The 15,736-nt window shown below is 72.4% G+C and carries 19 protein-coding genes; 12 read left to right on the top strand and 7 right to left on the bottom strand.

All coding sequences use genetic code 11. The features are described from left to right. Positions 1–153: 153 nt before the first annotated feature. The 3 genes from bioD to ACF1G2_RS26255 all read left to right on the top strand — a co-directional run bounded on the left by bioD (position 154) and on the right by ACF1G2_RS26255 (position 1,952). Positions 154–852 (top strand): dethiobiotin synthase, encoded by a 699-nt coding sequence (gene bioD, locus ACF1G2_RS26265; RefSeq protein WP_391800622.1) that lies wholly within the window; start codon positions 154–156, stop codon positions 850–852. A gap of 18 nt (positions 853–870) precedes the next feature. Beyond that, a complete protein-coding gene (locus ACF1G2_RS26260) occupies positions 871–1,215 on the top strand; it encodes a VOC family protein (RefSeq protein WP_391800621.1) in 345 nt (114 codons plus the stop codon). 71 nt (positions 1,216–1,286) lie between these two features. Next, positions 1,287–1,952: a class I SAM-dependent methyltransferase gene (locus ACF1G2_RS26255; protein ID WP_391800620.1), complete on the top strand. Its 666-nt coding sequence runs from the start codon at positions 1,287–1,289 to the stop codon at positions 1,950–1,952. Positions 1,953–1,965: 13 nt separating this feature from the next. Here the strand turns inward: ACF1G2_RS26255 and ACF1G2_RS26250 are convergent, their stop codons facing one another. The 3 genes from ACF1G2_RS26250 to ACF1G2_RS26240 form a co-directional block, all read right to left on the bottom strand. Next, positions 1,966–2,337, bottom strand: coding sequence for a fic family toxin-antitoxin system, toxin component (locus ACF1G2_RS26250; RefSeq protein ID WP_391800619.1), 372 nt, complete (start codon positions 2,335–2,337; stop codon positions 1,966–1,968). Continuing rightward, complete coding sequence (locus tag ACF1G2_RS26245; RefSeq protein ID WP_352191017.1) at positions 2,334–2,576, bottom strand: antitoxin; 243 nt, start codon at positions 2,574–2,576, stop codon at positions 2,334–2,336. Before ACF1G2_RS26245 ends, ACF1G2_RS26250 begins: the two co-directional genes overlap by 4 nt. 66 nt (positions 2,577–2,642) lie before the next feature. Beyond that, positions 2,643–3,053, bottom strand: a complete 411-nt coding sequence (locus ACF1G2_RS26240) for a Fur family transcriptional regulator (protein ID WP_391800618.1) — start codon at positions 3,051–3,053, stop codon at positions 2,643–2,645. Positions 3,054–3,283: 230 nt separating this feature from the next. Between ACF1G2_RS26240 and katG the strand changes: the two genes are divergently transcribed. The 5 genes from katG (at position 3,284) to ACF1G2_RS26215 (ending at position 9,530) form a co-directional block, all read left to right on the top strand. After that, positions 3,284–5,506, top strand: a complete 2,223-nt coding sequence (gene katG / locus ACF1G2_RS26235; protein WP_391800617.1) for a catalase/peroxidase HPI — start codon at positions 3,284–3,286, stop codon at positions 5,504–5,506. Positions 5,507–5,637: 131 nt separating this feature from the next. Next, positions 5,638–6,078 (top strand): GNAT family N-acetyltransferase, encoded by a 441-nt coding sequence (locus tag ACF1G2_RS26230; RefSeq protein WP_391800616.1) that lies wholly within the window; start codon positions 5,638–5,640, stop codon positions 6,076–6,078. Between the two features lie 143 nt (positions 6,079–6,221). Continuing rightward, on the top strand, positions 6,222–7,562 hold the full coding sequence (locus ACF1G2_RS26225) for a hemolysin family protein (RefSeq protein WP_391800615.1): 1,341 nt from the start codon (positions 6,222–6,224) through the stop codon (positions 7,560–7,562). Continuing rightward, positions 7,559–8,578, top strand: coding sequence for a hemolysin family protein (locus ACF1G2_RS26220; protein ID WP_391800614.1), 1,020 nt, complete (start codon positions 7,559–7,561; stop codon positions 8,576–8,578). Before ACF1G2_RS26225 ends, ACF1G2_RS26220 begins: the two co-directional genes overlap by 4 nt. Positions 8,579–8,678: 100 nt before the next feature. Beyond that, positions 8,679–9,530, top strand: coding sequence for an SGNH/GDSL hydrolase family protein (locus tag ACF1G2_RS26215; RefSeq protein WP_391800822.1), 852 nt, complete (start codon positions 8,679–8,681; stop codon positions 9,528–9,530). 46 nt (positions 9,531–9,576) lie between these two features. On the opposite strand, the gene ACF1G2_RS26210 is transcribed toward ACF1G2_RS26215, so the two are convergent. The 3 genes from ACF1G2_RS26210 to ACF1G2_RS26200 all read right to left on the bottom strand — a co-directional run bounded on the left by ACF1G2_RS26210 (position 9,577) and on the right by ACF1G2_RS26200 (position 11,485). Further along, positions 9,577–10,332 (bottom strand): anti-sigma factor domain-containing protein, encoded by a 756-nt coding sequence (locus tag ACF1G2_RS26210; protein ID WP_391800613.1) that lies wholly within the window; start codon positions 10,330–10,332, stop codon positions 9,577–9,579. Next, the gene (gene sigK / locus ACF1G2_RS26205) at positions 10,329–10,895 is read right to left on the bottom strand and encodes an ECF RNA polymerase sigma factor SigK (RefSeq protein ID WP_391800612.1); all 567 of its coding nucleotides are present in this window, start codon (positions 10,893–10,895) and stop codon (positions 10,329–10,331) included. The genes ACF1G2_RS26210 and sigK overlap by 4 nt, the downstream gene beginning before the upstream one ends. A 155-nt stretch (positions 10,896–11,050) precedes the next feature. After that, complete coding sequence (locus ACF1G2_RS26200; RefSeq protein ID WP_391800611.1) at positions 11,051–11,485, bottom strand: ATP-binding protein; 435 nt, start codon at positions 11,483–11,485, stop codon at positions 11,051–11,053. 85 nt (positions 11,486–11,570) lie between these two features. Between ACF1G2_RS26200 and ACF1G2_RS26195 the strand changes: the two genes are divergently transcribed. The 3 genes from ACF1G2_RS26195 (at position 11,571) to mug (ending at position 13,897) form a co-directional block, all read left to right on the top strand. After that, entirely contained in the window at positions 11,571–11,726 is a 156-nt protein-coding gene (locus tag ACF1G2_RS26195; protein ID WP_391800610.1) for a hypothetical protein, read from the top strand. Between the two features lie 147 nt (positions 11,727–11,873). Beyond that, positions 11,874–13,316 carry an adenylosuccinate lyase gene (purB, locus tag ACF1G2_RS26190; protein ID WP_391800609.1) on the top strand — a complete coding sequence of 481 codons (1,443 nt, stop codon included), beginning with the start codon at positions 11,874–11,876 and terminating at the stop codon, positions 13,314–13,316. After that, positions 13,313–13,897, top strand: coding sequence for a G/U mismatch-specific DNA glycosylase (mug, locus tag ACF1G2_RS26185; protein ID WP_391800821.1), 585 nt, complete (start codon positions 13,313–13,315; stop codon positions 13,895–13,897). Before purB ends, mug begins: the two co-directional genes overlap by 4 nt. 85 nt (positions 13,898–13,982) lie before the next feature. Here the strand turns inward: mug and ACF1G2_RS26180 are convergent, their stop codons facing one another. After that, a complete protein-coding gene (locus ACF1G2_RS26180; RefSeq protein ID WP_391800608.1) occupies positions 13,983–14,351 on the bottom strand; it encodes a hypothetical protein in 369 nt (122 codons plus the stop codon). 143 nt (positions 14,352–14,494) lie between these two features. On the opposite strand from ACF1G2_RS26180, the gene ACF1G2_RS26175 reads away from it, so the two are divergent. Continuing rightward, complete coding sequence (locus tag ACF1G2_RS26175) at positions 14,495–15,652, top strand: ROK family transcriptional regulator (protein ID WP_391800607.1); 1,158 nt, start codon at positions 14,495–14,497, stop codon at positions 15,650–15,652. Positions 15,653–15,736 lie beyond the last annotated feature (84 nt).

The following is a 15,736-nucleotide window of genomic DNA, read 5'->3' as shown; positions in this document are numbered from 1 at the left end:
CCGGCCCGTGCCCGTCCTTCGTCGGCGGAGCGCGGGCCGGCGCACCGGACGGCGGGTCCGCGTCCGGGCCCCTCGGGAGCCCGGACTCGGGCCGGCGCACCAGATCCCCCGCGGCCGTGCGGTCGCGGGGCCCAGGAGAGGAATCGACACACCATGACCGTCATCGTCGTCAGCGGTACGGGGACGGAGATCGGCAAGACGATCGTGACCGCCGCCGTGGCCGCGGTGGCCGTCGCGCAGGGGAGGTCGGTCGCCGTGCTCAAGCCGGCGCAGACCGGGCTGGAGCCCGGTGAGCGGGGCGACGCGGACGAGGTCGTACGGCTTTCCGGCGCGGCGGTCTCCGAGGAACTGGCCCGCTTCCCCGAGCCGTTGGCGCCCGCCACGGCCGCCCGGCGGGCCGGGATGGCACCGGTCGGGCCCCGGGAGGTCGCCGAGGCGGCCGCGAAGCTGGCCTCCGAGCACGATCTGGTGCTCGTGGAGGGCGCGGGCGGGCTCCTCGTCCGCTTCGACGAGGAGGGCGGCACGCTGGCCGACGCGGCCCGTCTCCTCGGCGCACCGGTGCTGGTCGTGACGCCCGCCGGGCTCGGCACGCTCAACACGACCCAGCTGACCGCCGAGGCGCTCGCGGCGCGCGGCATCGACCAGCTGGGCGTGGTGATCGGCAGCTGGCCGGCCGAGCCGGACCTGGCCTCGCGCTGCAACGTGGCCGAGCTGCCGGAGATGGCCGGGGCGCCGCTCCTCGGGGCCGTACCGGAGGGGGCGGGCGCGCTTGACCCGGCGGAGTTCCGGGCGCGTGCGGGCACGTGGCTGGCCCCGGCGCTCGATGGGGTCTGGGGCGCCGACACGCTCTGACCTCCGTAGGCTGGATCCATGCGCGCACACGTTTCGGAGATCGTTTTCGACTGCGCCGATCCGGCGGGTCTGGTGCGGTTCTGGGCCGAGCTCCTCGGCGGGGTCCCGGTCGACCGGAGCCCCGACTGGTCGTACGTCGAGCCACCCGGGTTCGTACGGATCGCCTTCCAGCAGGTCCCCGAGGGCAAGGCCGTGAAGAACCGGCTCCATCTGGATCTGGACGCGCCCGAGCTGGACGCGGCGGCGGACGGGGCGACCGCCCTCGGCGCGTCCCGGGTCGGCGGTGTGGTCACCGATCCGCAGGGGTCTTTTCAGGTGATGCGGGACCCCGAGGGCAACGAGTTCTGCTTCGTGTCGGGCTGAGAAGGGCGGCAGGGGGCAGAATCCTTCCGTCCGTCCACGTCTGCGACGTCGAGCGTCGGAGGAGGTCCGCGATGTCCTCGCGTTCCACCCGGGTCCCCCGGGATGCCGTCCACCATCCCCTCTTCGCCCGCTTCTATGCGCGGTTCAGCGTCTCCGCCGACACGAAGGGCGGTATCGGCGCCCTTCGTTCGGAGCTGCTGACGGGCCTCTCCGGCCGGGTCATCGAGATCGGCGCAGGGAACGGGCTCAACTTCGCGCACTACCCGGGCGCCGTGTCCGAGGTGGTGGCCATCGAACCGGAGCGCCATCTGCGGCAGTTGGCGGCGGAGGCGGCGCTCCGCGCCGACGTGCCGGTGGACGTCGTGCCGGGCGCGGCGGAGGCGCTGCCGGTGAAGAGCGAGGCCTACGACGCGGCGGTCGCGTCGCTGGTGCTGTGCACCGTACGGGATGTGCACCGGACCCTCGCCGAGCTGCACCGCGTCCTTCGCCCCGGTGGCGAACTACGCTTCTTCGAGCACGGGTTGGCGCCGACACCCGGTATGGCGCGGACCCAGCGCGCCCTGGACCGCACGGTGTGGCCGCGGATGTTCGGGGGCTGTCACACGGCCCGTGACCCGCTGGCGGCGATCGAGGCGGCGGGCTTCGAGATCGTCACCTTCCGCCACCTCCAGGTACCCGAGAACGGTCCCCGGCTGCCCTCCTCCTTCTGCGTGTTGGGGACGGCCCGCAGGACTTGAGGGGCCCGTCGGCTCAGCGGCTCCACTGGCGCAGCTCGTCCGCGATGGCGCGCACGTCGGCCTCGCCCTTCTTCACCAGGCGGGCCAGGTCCCGGACCTGTTCGGGCGAGGTGACGACCTTCAGGCCGCTGGCGACCAGGTAGCCGTAGGCGACGGCGGAGGCGAACATGGCGTTGGAGTGCTCCAACGCCGGTACGTGCAGCAGAAGCTGGAGGAGGGCGGCGGCGCGGGCGTGCGGGTCGCTGTACACGGGCACGCCGAAGATCTCGGCGTCGTGCCTGCGGACGGCGGCGACAAGCGCTCCCCAGTCGGTGACCTGGGGGTCGCCGGGCGTCTGGTGTTCGGCCACCATGAGCAGCCAGGAGAGGTCGACCGTGAGGCTCATGCGGTGCGGTCGCGTGCGGTGCGGTCGCGCTCCGTCCCGAACTCCTCGGCGAACACGGCCTCGTACTGCTTCATGAAGTCGGCCGCCGCCTCGACGAAGGCGCGTCCCGATTCCCCCGCGTCCTGCTGGACGAGTTCCTCGATGTAGCGGTTGACGCTCATGCCGCGCTGCTGCGCCCGCCGGCGCGCGGTGTCGGCGGTGTTCTCGTCCACCCGTACGTTCAGCTGAGTCTTGGCCACACGACCACGCTAGCGCCGACGCGCTAGCACCGTCCAGATGAAACCGTCCGGACGAAGGCGCAGACCCTAGGCGCAGGAGGGGCAGACTCCCCGGTAGGTGACGTCCGCCGCGGCCACCGCGAAGCCGAACCGCTCCCCCACCGGGAGGTCGGCCAGCGGGTCCCCGGTCGGGTGGACGTCGCGGATGGTGCCGCAGCGCGAGCACACCAGGTGCTGGTGCGGGTGGCGCGCGTTCGGGTCGTACCGCTTGGCACGGCCGTCGGTGGAGACCTCGGCGACCTCGCCGAGGGAGACCAGCTCGCCGAGCGTGTTGTAGACCGTCGCCCGGGAGATCTCGGGCAGCCGCTCCGCCGCGCGGACGTGCACCTCGTCGGCCGTGAGGTGCACGTGGTCACCGTCGAGGACCTCGGCGACGACACGCCGCTGGGAGGTCATGCGCCAGCCACGTCCTCGCAGCCGCTCCAGCAGGTCGCTCATTCGGTTCACCCATTCAGCTCGGACTTCGGCGGGACACGCGACGTTCACCCAGGGGCGCCAGCATTCCGAGGAGGTAGAGGATTGGCGCGCTTCTTGACTTGGACTCTGTCTATCGTAGGATCGATTCCGGCAATAGCCAAGGCACGACATGGCTCCGGACGGGCGACACGACCGCTCCCCCGGGCCGCCCCGGCTGAGCACCGCGATCCGCCCCGTCCGGAAGGATTCCCATGTCCGAAAACCACGATGCAGTCGTCACCGACGCGAAAGCGGAGGGCGCGGGTGGCTGCCCGGTCGCGCACACCGCGCGCGCCGCGCACCCCACGCAGGGCGGCGGAAACCGCCAGTGGTGGCCGGAGCGGCTCAATCTGAAGATCCTCGCCAAGAACCCCGCCGTGGCGAACCCGCTCGGCGAGGAGTTCGACTACGCCGAGGCCTTCAAGGCCCTCGACCTGGCGGCCGTCAAGCAGGACATCGCGGAGGTCCTCACCACCTCCCAGGACTGGTGGCCCGCCGACTTCGGCCACTACGGCCCGCTCATGATCCGTATGGCCTGGCACAGCGCCGGTACGTACCGCATCAGCGACGGACGCGGTGGCGGTGGCACCGGTCAGCAGCGCTTCGCGCCGCTCAACAGCTGGCCGGACAACGGCAACCTCGACAAGGCCCGCCGCCTGCTGTGGCCGGTCAAGCAGAAGTACGGCCAGTCCATCTCCTGGGCCGACCTCATGATCCTCACCGGCAACGTCGCCCTGGAGACGATGGGCTTCGAGACCTTCGGCTTCGCCGGCGGCCGCGCCGACGTGTGGGAGCCCGACGAGGACGTGTACTGGGGCCCTGAGACCACCTGGCTCGGCGACGAGCGCTACACCGGTGACCGCGAGCTGGAGAGCCCGCTCGGCGCGGTCCAGATGGGCCTCATCTACGTCAACCCCGAGGGCCCCAACGGCAACCCGGACCCGATCGCCGCGGCCCGCGACATCCGCGAGACGTTCCGCCGCATGGCGATGAACGACGAGGAGACCGTCGCCCTCATCGCCGGTGGCCACACCTTCGGCAAGGCCCACGGCGCCGGCCCGGCGGACAACGTCGGCGACGACCCCGAGGCCGCGCCGCTGGAGGCCCAGGGCCTCGGCTGGGCGAACACGTACGGCACCGGCAAGGGCGCCGACGCGATCACCAGTGGCCTCGAGGTCACCTGGACCACCACGCCCGCGCAGTGGGGCCACGACTTCTTCAAGCACCTCTTCGAGTACGAGTACGAGCTCACGAAGAGCCCGGCCGGTGCCCACCAGTGGGTGGCGAAGAACGCCGAGGCCATCATCCCCGACGCCCACGACGCGTCGAAGAAGCACCTCCCGACGATGCTCACCACGGACCTGTCGCTCCGCTTCGACCCGGTCTACGAGCAGATCTCGCGGCGCTTCTACGAGAACCCGGCGGAGTTCACGGACGCCTTCGCCCGCGCCTGGTTCAAGCTGACCCACCGTGACCTGGGCCCGGTCGTGCGCTACCTCGGCGCTGAGGTCCCGTCCGAGACGCTGCTCTGGCAGGACCCGCTGCCGGCGCGCGAGGGCGAGCTGATCGACGCCGCGGACATCGCCTCCCTCAAGGAGCAGGTCCTCGGCTCGGACCTCACGGTCACCCAGCTGGTCTCCGCCGCCTGGGCCGCCGCCTCCTCCTTCCGCGGCAGCGACAAGCGCGGCGGCGCCAACGGCGCCCGCATCCGTCTGGAGCCGCAGCGCAACTGGGAGGTCAACAACCCGGACGAGCTGGCGCAGGTGCTGCGTACGCTCGAGGGCATCCAGTCGTCCTTCAACTCCGCGGGCGGCAGGCAGGTCTCGCTGGCCGACCTGATCGTGCTCGCGGGCTCCGCGGCCGTCGAGAAGGCGGCCAAGGACGGCGGCTTCGACGTCGAGGTGTCGTTCACGCCGGGCCGCGTCGACGCCGCGCAGGAGCAGACGGACGTCGAGTCGTTCGCCGCGCTCGAGCCCACCGCCGACGGCTTCCGCAACTACGCCGGCAAGGGCAACCGTCTGCCGGCCGAGTACCTGCTGGTCGACAAGGCGAACCTGCTGACCCTCAGCGCGCCCGAGATGACGGTCCTCGTCGGTGGTCTGCGCGTCCTGGGTGCCAACACGGGCCAGTCCAAGCACGGTGTCCTCACCGACCGGCCGGGCACGCTCTCCAACGACTTCTTCCGCAACCTGCTCGACCTGGGCACGGCGTGGAAGTCGACGTCCTCGGCGCAGGACGAGTTCGAGGGCCGCGACCTCGCCACGGGCGAGGTCAAGTGGACCGGCACCCGTGCCGACCTCGTCTTCGGCTCGAACTCCGAGCTGCGCGCGCTCGCCGAGGTCTACGCGAGCGCCGACGCCGAGGCGAAGTTCGTGCACGACTTCGTCGCGGCGTGGACCAAGGTCATGGAGCTGGACCGCTTCGACCTCGTCTGACGAGAGCCGCGGGGCCCCGCGGCCCCCGCCCTGACGTCCAGGCCTGCCCCTCGGGCAGGCCTGGACTGCTCTGCGCCCGCATCGCGGAACACGGTCGACGGACAGCCGGAGCCGGTGGTGGGATGCGCACCATGACCGAACCGCACATCCGGACCGCCCTGCCGGCCGACCTGGACGCCGTCCTCGCCTTCTGGAAGATCGCCGCTGAGGGCACCAGCATCAGCGACGACCGGGACGGGATCGAGCGGCTCGTCGCCCGCGACCCCGAGGCCCTGCTCCTCGCCGAGCGGGACGGCGAGCTCGTCGGCACGGTGATCGCCGGCTTCGACGGCTGGCGCTGCCACCTCTACCGGCTCGCCGTACACCCGGACCACCGCCGCCGGGGCGTGGGCGGCGCGCTGCTCGCCGCCGCGGAGGAGCGTTTCGTCCGGCTGGGTGGCCGACGCGCCGACGCGATGGTGCTCGACCGCAACGAGCTCGGGCGCCACGCTTGGCGGGCGGCGGCGTACGGCCCCGAGGAGCAGTGGACCCGCTGGGTGAAGCCGCTGCCGACCGCCACCCCTCACCGGTGAGAACGGCTTTGCCCGTCCTTTACTATGGGTACCTCTCTTCCCCGCACGATCGAAAGGTGTGAGCGTCCGCCCATGGGCGAGCCTCCCAGTACCAAGCGAGCGATACCTCTGTCCGTGACTGATCATGGAACGGAGGTGAACCGATGATCGAAGTGCTTCTGCTCGTGGTGGCGCTCCTGCTCTCGCTGGCGTGCGGCGCCTTCGTGGCGGCCGAGTTCTCGCTCACCACGGTCGAACGCTCCGAGCTCGAGAAGGCCGTCGAGCGGGGGGAGCGGGGTGCGTCCAGCGCCCTCAAGGCCGTCAAGTCGCTCACCTTCCAGCTCTCCGGTGCTCAGCTCGGCATCACCGTCACCAACCTGATCGTCGGCATGCTGGCCGAGCCGTCGGTCGCCAAGCTGATCCGCGGACCGGTCGAGGCCCTCGGCCTCTCCCCCTCCGTCGCCTCCTCCGTCGCCCTGGTCCTCGGCACCGCCCTGTCGACCATCGTCCTGATGGTCGTCGGCGAGCTGGTCCCCAAGAACTGGGCGATCTCGTCACCGCTGGCGATCGCGAAGCGGGTGGCGACCCCCATGCGGGTCTTCACCGCCGCCTTCAAGCCGCTGATCAGCCATCTCAACAACACCGCGAACCGCGTCCTGCGGCGGCTCGGCATGGAGCCGACCGAGGAGCTGGGCTCCGCCCGTTCACCGCAGGAGCTGGTGGCGCTGGCCCGCCACTCGGCGAAGGCGGGCTCGCTGGAGGCCGACACCGCGGAGCTGTTCGTACGGACCCTCAACCTGGCCGAACTGACCGCGGAGAACGTGATGACCCCGCGCGTGCAGGTCACGGCGCTCGAAGTGCAGGCCACCGCGGAGGACGTCGCCAACGCGACCCGTGCGACCGGTCTGTCCCGTTTCCCCGTCTACCGCGGCACCCTCGACTCCGTCGTCGGCATCGCCCACATCAAGGACGTCCTGGCCATACCGGCCGACGAGCGGCGCCGCCGGCGCATCGGGGACATGCTGCGCCAGCCGTTGCTGGTCCCGGAGACGCTGACCGTGGACCGGCTCCTCGACCGGCTCTCCGGCAAGCAGACCATGGCCGTCGTCATCGACGAGTACGGCGGCACGGCCGGTGTCGCCACACTGGAGGACATCGTCGAGGAGGTCGTCGGCGAGGTGCGTGACGAGCACGACCCGCACGAGACCCCCGACCTGGCGCGGGCCGGTGTCGACGCGGACGGGCGCGAGCTCTGGTCCGCCGACGGCGCGGCCCGTACCGACCAGCTGGAGGCGATCGGCCTGCGCGTGCCGGACGGACCGTACGAGACGCTGGCGGGCGTCATCGCCAACGAGCTGGGCCGGATCCCGTCGGTCGGTGACCGGGTGGAGCTGGCCGGCTGGCTGCTGGACGTGGTGGACGCCTCCGGGCGCCGGGCGGCGCGGGTGCTCATGCACGTGCCGCCCCTCGAGGAGTCCGGCACGATCCGGGAGGCGGGCCGATGACCGCGATCCAGTTGCTGATCGGCGCGCTGACCCTGGTCGTGAACGCCTTCTTCGTCGGCGCGGAGTTCGCCCTGATCTCCGTACGCCGCAGCCAGATCGAGCCAGAGGCCGAGGCGGGCAACCGGCGGGCGCGCAGCGTCATCTGGGGTCTGGAGCACGTATCGGCGCTGCTCGCCGCGGCGCAGCTCGGCATCACGCTGTGCACCCTGGTGCTCGGCATCGTCGCCGAGCCGGCCATCGCGCACCTGCTCGAACCGGTCTTCGACGCGGTCGGCGTCCCGCACGGTCTGGTGCACCCGATCTCGTTCGTGATCGCGCTCGCCGTGGCGACGTACCTGCACATGCTGCTGGGCGAGATGGTCCCCAAGAACATCGCCCTCGCCGAGCCGACCCGCTCGGCGCTGCTGCTCGGCCCGCCGCTGGTCGCGCTCGCGCGGGCGCTGCGGCCGGTGATCTTCGCGATCAACGCCTTCGCCAACGCGCTGCTGAAGCTGTTGCGGGTGGAGGTCAAGGACGAGGTCTCGGCCACGTTCTCGGACGACGAGCTGGCGCGGATGGTGACCGACGCGGGTGTCGCCGGCCTGCTCGACGACCGCGCGGCGGAACGGCTGCACGACGCCCTGGAGCTGGGGCGCAGGCCGGTCGGGGATGTCGTCATGCCGGTGGAGAAGGTCGTGTACGCGGCGGTCGGGACGACGCCCGAGCAGCTGGAGTCCCTCGCCGCCGACTCGGGCTTCTCCCGCTTCCCGGTGGTCGACGCGGGGAAGCGGATCCTGGGCTACCTCCATGTGAAGGACGCCCTGGACGTGACGCCGAGGGATCTGCCCTTCCCGGTCTCGGCGATGCGGCCGATCGCCCGGGTCCGGGCGGCGACGCCGATGGACGACGTCCTGACGGCGATGCGCCGCAGCCGCACGCATCTGGCGGCGGTCCTGGACGAGGACGGCAAGCTGGCCGGCCTGGTCACGATGGAGGACGTGCTGCGGCAGCTGGTCGGCCGGCCGACGGCTCCGTAGGACATCGGGAACAGGAGCCCCGGGGTGCGTCGCGCGCCCCGGGGCTCCGTCCTGCCTCCGGCGGAACGCGCGCATACCGCGCGGTATGATCGCTCACGCCATGGAGATGAATGCCACCTACACAAGTCTGGTCGCCGTCGGGGACAGCTTCACCGAGGGCATGTCGGACCGACTGCCCGACGGGTCGTACCGGGGGTGGGCCGACCTCCTCGCGGCGCGCCTCGCCGCCCGCACCCCCGACTTCCGCTACGCGAACCTCGCCGTACGCGGCAAGCTCATCGGCCAGATCGTCGAGGAGCAGGTGGACCTGGCCGCCGCGATGAAGGCGGACGTGGTGACCCTCGTCGGCGGCCTGAACGACACCCTGCGGCCCAAGGTCGACATGGGGCGCGTACGGGGACTGCTGACCGAGGCCGTGGAGAAGCTGGCGCCGTCCTGCGGACAACTGGTCCTGATGCGCAGCCCGGGCCGCAACGGGCCCGTGATGGAGCGTTTCCGGCCCCGCATGGAGGAGCTCTTCGGGTACGTCGACGAGCTGGCCGCCCGCCATGGCGCCCTGGTGGTCGACCTCTACGGGGCACCCGCGCTCGGCGACCCGCGCATGTGGGACGTCGACCGGCTCCACCTCACCGACGAGGGGCACCGGAGGGTGGCCGAGGCCGTGTGGCAGGCCCTCGGCCTGGCCGCCGAGGACGACTGGCGGACGCCGCTGCCGCCGGCCCTGCCCCCGGGCTGGATGACCCGCCGCCTCGGGGACGCCCGCTTCGCGCGGGAGTACCTCGGCCCGTGGATAGGCCGCCGCCTGACCGGCCGCTCCTCGGGCGACGGCCGCCCGGCGAAACGGCCGGAACTGCTCCCGTACGAGTCGAACACGACACCCGAGCGGAACACGGCGAACGCGGCGAACGTGCCGGACAAGCCGGAGAAGCCCCACGGGACTCCGCAGGCCTAGGGTCTGGCACCCGGCACCTGGCAGAAGCCCGCCTGCCCCGGGGGGGTCAGGAGCTGATGGAGACGGTGCCGAGCGGCTCGGTGGTGGGCTGGCGCGAGCCGCCGGGAGGTTCGACGGTGATGCCGACGGCCACCGCGTCGCCGAGAGGGCCTTCGAGGACACGTGCCGAGCGGTCGCCGACGCCCGGCAGCAGGCCGGCCGCGCGCAGATCGCCCGTCGGCTCGGCGTACCAGAGCTCGTAGACCTTGCCTCCGGTCAGCGCCGGGAGACCCTGGGCCGTGAAGACGGCTTCGGACTGACGGCGGGAGACGATGACCGCCGCCGTCGCTCCGTCGCTCAGCTCGCCGGTGTGGATCGTGGCGTCGGGCGCGGTCAGCACGTCGGCGAAGGCGGCCTGGGCCTGCCGGGCCTCCCGCTGCGCCTGTGCGGCCCGGGTGCTCGCGTCGTCGGCCTGCGAGTGCTGCCAGGCGGCGACCCCGCCGAGCCCGGCCGCCACCACGATGCTCGCTGCCAGTGCGAAACGCAGACCACGCGTGCCGAGAGACGGCCCGTTCGCGCCGGGACGACGCCGCTCCTGACGGGTGCGGGCGGCGACGTCGAGGACACGCGCGCGCAGCCCGGGTGGCAGGGGGGCGGTCTCGACGGCGGCGAGCCGGGCCGTGGTCGCCTCGAACTCGGCGACGTCCCTGCGGCACTCCTCGCAACCGGCCAGATGGTTCAGGAAGGCCGCCTCCTCCGCCGGCGTGAGCGCGTGCAGAACGTAGGCGGCGGCATCGAGGTGGGGATCTTCCTGCCGTGTCATGAGCCGGCCTCCAGACATCGGCGGAGCTGCTCGAGGCCGTTGCGCATGCGGGACTTCACCGTGCCTTCCGGCGTCGACAACGATCGGGCGACCTCGATGTACGTCATGCCCTGGTAGAAGGCCAGCACGAGCGGGACCCGCTGGAGGCGTGACAGGCCCGCGAGGCAGCGGTAGACCCGTCGCCGCTCGTCGTGGCCCTCGACGGTCTCCGTCACCTGGTCGAAGGCCCGGTCCGCGGCCAGCACGCCGGCCCGCTGTTCGCGCTCGGTGCTCGCCTGCGCGCTGCGTACCCGATCCACCGCGCGCCGGTGCGCGAGGGTGAGGACCCACGCCTTGGCCGATCCGCGTTCGGGACGGAACCGGCCGGCCGTCCGCCAGACCTCGATCATGACGTCCTGGGTCACCTCCTCGGCCTGGGCGGCGTCCCTCAGGATCCGGCACGCGAGCCCCATGACCGGCTGGGCCAGCGCGTCGTAGATGCGGGCGAACGCCGCCTCGTCACCCTCCGCGGTCCGGGACATGAGCGCGTCGACGGGCTCCGCCGGCTCGGATTCGTGCCGCACTGGCTGCTCCCCGTCGTGCCAGTGGTCGTCCTGCCCGGTCGGTGCGGCGGACCGGCTGCCGCCGGACGTCACCCACCCTCGACTCTGCCGCGAGCGGTGCGCGATCGCCGGATGGGGGTGCCGACCGGGTGAGACCGGGCGCGGCGCCCGTGACATCACGGCGGTGCGTCCCGCGAGGCGGCGGTGTCGGGGGCCAGGGTCAGCGTGACGTGCACGGTCTTGCCGCCGAGACGCGGCACGACCGTGATCCGGCCGCCCAGACTGCGCATGATCTCCAGGCCGAAGCCGCCCCGGTGGTCCCCGCCGTCCCGTCGGCGCAGATCCGGGATCTCCTCGCTGTGGTCGGTCACGGCGAGGTCCAGGGAGGCGCTGTGGGCCGTCAGGGTGAGCACACACGGTCCGTCGGTGTGACGGACGGCGTTGGTGACCAGTTCGGACACGATCACGCTCACGTCCGGCGTACGGGCGGCGTGGCCCAAGGACTCCAGCCATCGGGCCGTGATGCGACGGGCGGCGGCCGGACTGTGCAGGTCGCGGGGGAGAGCCGCGACGTGGCGTGTCGTGGTCGGTGGTGGCGCGATGGTGGTCATGCCCGCTCACTCCCTCGGGGCGCGAGGCCTGTGCACAGGGGATTCGTAGCCGCGCCGACCGCGGATGTGCGGCGCCGCGCTCGGCGTGTCCGGCACCGCCACGGCGGCTCCCGCGTCGCCCACGTCGGTCTCGACCGTCGTCACGGGTGACCACCATGATCGCCACGAACGGTGCGAGTGGAAGAAGGGCCACTGGGAGAAGAAGTGGGTGAAGGGCCACTGGGACTGCCGGCACCGCTGACCGCACCGCCGGCGGCGACAGCATCCGAGGACCGGGCCGTGCGGCGGCCCGGTCCTCACCGTGCGCGCCCGTGACGGCCGTCTCGTAGCAAGAGACGAAGACGGCGGTGGCGCTGGCCTGCAGAAACCGCCAGTAGAATCTGTCCACGTGACTGCTGTGACTGCGAAGCCCCGAATCCCCAACGTCCTGGCCGGCCGCTACGCCTCCGCGGAGCTCGCCGTCCTCTGGTCCCCCGAGCAGAAGGTGAAGCTGGAGCGCCGGCTCTGGCTCGCCGTGCTGCGTGCTCAGAAGGACCTCGGGATCGAGGTTCCGGACGCGGCCCTCGCCGACTACGAGCGCGTGCTCGACCAGGTCGACCTCGGCTCCATCGCCGAGCGCGAGAAGGTCACCCGGCACGACGTGAAGGCCCGGATCGAGGAGTTCAACGCCCTCGCCGGTCACGAGCACGTCCACAAGGGCATGACGTCGCGCGACCTCACCGAGAACGTCGAGCAGCTGCAGATCCGCCTCTCGCTGGAGCTGATGCGCGACCGCACGGTCGCCGTCCTCGCCCGGCTCGGCAAGCTGTCCGGCGAGTACGCCGAGCTCGTCATGGCCGGTCGCTCCCACAACGTCGCCGCCCAGGCCACCACCCTCGGCAAGCGTTTCGCCACGGCCGCCGACGAGCTGCTCGTCGCCTTCGGCCGCCTGGAGGAGCTGATCGCCCGCTACCCGCTGCGGGGCATCAAGGGCCCGGTCGGCACCGCTCAGGACATGCTGGACCTGCTCGGCGGCGACGCGGACAAGCTGGCCGACCTGGAGCAGCGCATCGCCGGTCACCTCGGCTTCGCGCACGCCTTCACCTCCGTCGGCCAGGTCTACCCGCGCTCGCTCGACTACGACGTCGTCACGGGCCTCGTGCAGCTGGCCGCCGCGCCGTCCTCGGTAGCCAAGACGATCCGTCTGATGGCCGGTCACGAGCTGGTGACCGAGGGCTTCAAGCCCGGCCAGGTCGGCTCGTCCGCGATGCCGCACAAGATGAACACCCGCTCCTGCGAGCGCGTCAACGGTCTCATGGTCATCCTGCGCGGGTACGCCTCGATGACCGGCGAGCTGGCGGGCGACCAGTGGAACGAGGGCGACGTGTCGTGCTCGGTGGTCCGCCGGGTCGCGCTGCCGGACGCGTTCTTCGCTCTGGACGGCCTGCTGGAGACCTTCCTGACCGTCCTCGACGAGTTCGGGGCGTTCCCCGCGGTCGTCGCGCGCGAGCTCGACCGGTACCTGCCGTTCCTGGCGACCACCAAGGTCCTGATGGGCGCCGTCCGGGCCGGCGTCGGCCGCGAGCTGGCCCACGAGGCCATCAAGGAGAACGCCGTCGCCTCCGCGCTCGCCATGCGCGAGCAGGGTGCCGAGCGCAACGAGCTCCTCGACAAGCTGGCCGCCGACGAGCGGATCCCGCTGGACCGCGCGCAGCTCGACGCCCTCATGGCGGACAAGCTGTCGTTCACCGGTGCCGCCGCCGGCCAGGTCGCCGCCGTGGTCTCCCGTATCGAGGAGATCGTCAAGCAGCACCCGGAGGCCGCCGCGTACACCCCCGGGTCGATCCTCTGACCCGGTTCACCCCGCAGGAGCTCCAGGCCGCCCGCGACCGCGTCATCCCCGACGTGGTGGCGGGCGGCCTTTCGGTCCTCTTCTGCGGGATCAACCCCGGTCTGATGTCGGCGGCGACGGGCTATCACTTCGCGCGCCCGGGCAATCGCTTCTGGCCCGTGCTCGCACGGTCCGGTTTCACGCCCCGGCAGCTGAAGCCGTCGGAGCAGGAGGAGCTGCTCGCCTACGGTCTCGGCATCACGAACGTGGTGGCGCGGGCGACCGCGCGTGCCGACGAGCTGAGCGCCGAGGAGTTCCGCGAGGGCGGCCGGCTGCTGACCGGGCGGGTCGAGCTCCGGCGTCCGCGCTGGCTGGCGGTGGTCGGCATCACGGCTTACCGGACGGCGTTCGGCGAGAAGCGCGCGGTCGTCGGGGAGCAGGAGCGGACGATCGGGGAGACCCGGATCTGGGTCCTGCCCAATCCGAGCGGGCTGAACGCGCACTGGACGGTGGACTCGATGGCGGAGGAGTTCGGGCGACTGCGCGAGGCGGCGGGCGTACCGGACCGGCGGTCCGACGTCACGGCGGGTCCACGTCCGTAGCGGCGGCCCGACGTCACGGCGGGTCCACGTCCGTAGCGGCGGCCCGACGTCACGGCGGGTCCACGTTCGTACCGGCGGCCCGACGTCACGGCGGATCCACCTCCGTGACGCAGGCGATGAGTCCGTGGCCGTCCTCGCCCCGGCGCGTGAGTCCGAGCACGACCCAGTGGGTGTCCACCCGCCAGAGCTGGATGTCGGGCACGGAGGCGCAGATCAGCGCCCAGGGCCTGGGTATGTCCTCGCCCGCTCCGGCACGGGCGAGCAGGGAGTGGAGGCTGACCAGCCGAGGCGGCCCCCAGCGGGTCTCCAGGAGCAGGGCGAGGGCTTCCCGTTCGGCCTCCGCCTGCTCCTCGGTCGGGTCCTCGACGGCTAACTCGGCGAGGTGGTAGCCCTCTTCGGGGAACGCGCGGGCGCGCAGCAGGTCGAGGGCGGCGAGATGCTGTGCGAGCGTCATGGGTCCAGTAAACCGCCCGGCTCTGACAGCCGATGACCCGTCAGGAGCCCCGTTCGCCCCAGCAGGGTGCGGACGGACCTCGCCGCACCCCGGTCCATTGAGTAACATCCGGCAGACATGCGCACGAGCTGGGAGGACACACGGTGGGGCGGCTGACCGGCGGGGATCCGTCGCTGCTGCGGCGGATCAATTCCGCGGTGGTACTCCATGCTCTGCGGGGCGCCGACGCGCTCACGCTCACGGACCTGACACGGATCACCGGGCTGTCCCGGCCGACCGTCGAGGGCGTCGTCGAGGGGCTCATCGTCGGAGGTCTGGTCGTCGAGGCGGCGGCCGAGGAAGGCGAGGCGAGGCGGCAGGGCCGGCCCGCCCGCAGGTTCCGCTTCCGCGCCGAGGCGGGGCATCTGCTGGGCATCGAGATCGGTCCGCACCGGGTCGCCGCGCTGCTCTCGGGTCTGGACGGCCGGATCATCGGCGCGGGGGCCCGTGACGTCTCGGAGACGGCTCCCGAGGACGAGCGCCTGGAGCGGGTCCGTACGGTCGTGGCCGACGTGCTGCGCAGGGCGGGCGTCGCACGGTCGAACCTACGGGCGGTCGGCGTCGGCACGCCCGGGATCGTCGAGGCGGACGGCACGGTGCGGCTGGGTACGGCGCTGCCCGGCTGGACGGGCCTGGCACTCGGGGAGCGGCTGCGGCGGTCGTTCAAGTGCCCGGTCCTGGTGGAGAACGACGCCAACGCGGCCGCGGTCGCGGAGCACTGGAAGGGCGCGGCGACCGACTCCGACGACATCGTCTTCGTCCTGGCCGGGCTGAGCCCGGGCGCGGGTTCGCTGATCGGCGGGCGGCTGCACCGGGGCTACGGCGGGGCGGCGGGCGAGATCGGCGCGCTGCACCTGCTGGGCCGGGGCGTCACGCCCGAGCATCTGCTCTCCACCACGGACGAGCCGCTGCATCCGCTGGACGAGCAGGCGGTGGCCGAGGTCTTCGCGCTGGCCCGCGGGGGCGACGCCCGCGCGGAGGCGGCGGTGGAGCGCTTCACCCAGCGTCTGGTGCACGACGTGGCGGCGCTGGTCCTCGCGCTCGACCCGGAGCTGGTCGTGATCGGCGGCTGGGCGGCCGGCCTGGACGGCGTCCTGCAGCCGCTGCGCGACGAGCTGGACCGCTTCTGCCTCCGCCCCCCGCGTGTGGTGCTGTCGATGCTGGGCGAGGCGGCGGTGGGCACGGGCGCGCTGCGGCTGGCTCTCGATCACGTGGAGGAGCAGCTCTTCGCGGTGGAGGGCACGGCGACGGCCCGCCGCTGAGCGCGACGGGCCGGGGCTTCTGCCGAACTCCCGGTCAGGCCGACGGTTCCGACGCTTCCGGGCTCGGGTCGACGGTTCGCCGGC

This window comes from Streptomyces sp. NPDC013457, assembly GCF_043089925.1.
Taxonomy (GTDB): Bacteria; Actinomycetota; Actinomycetes; order Streptomycetales; family Streptomycetaceae; genus Streptomyces.
Note: the sequence above shows the minus strand (reverse complement) of the source record. Positions and strands in the feature narration are given on the sequence as shown.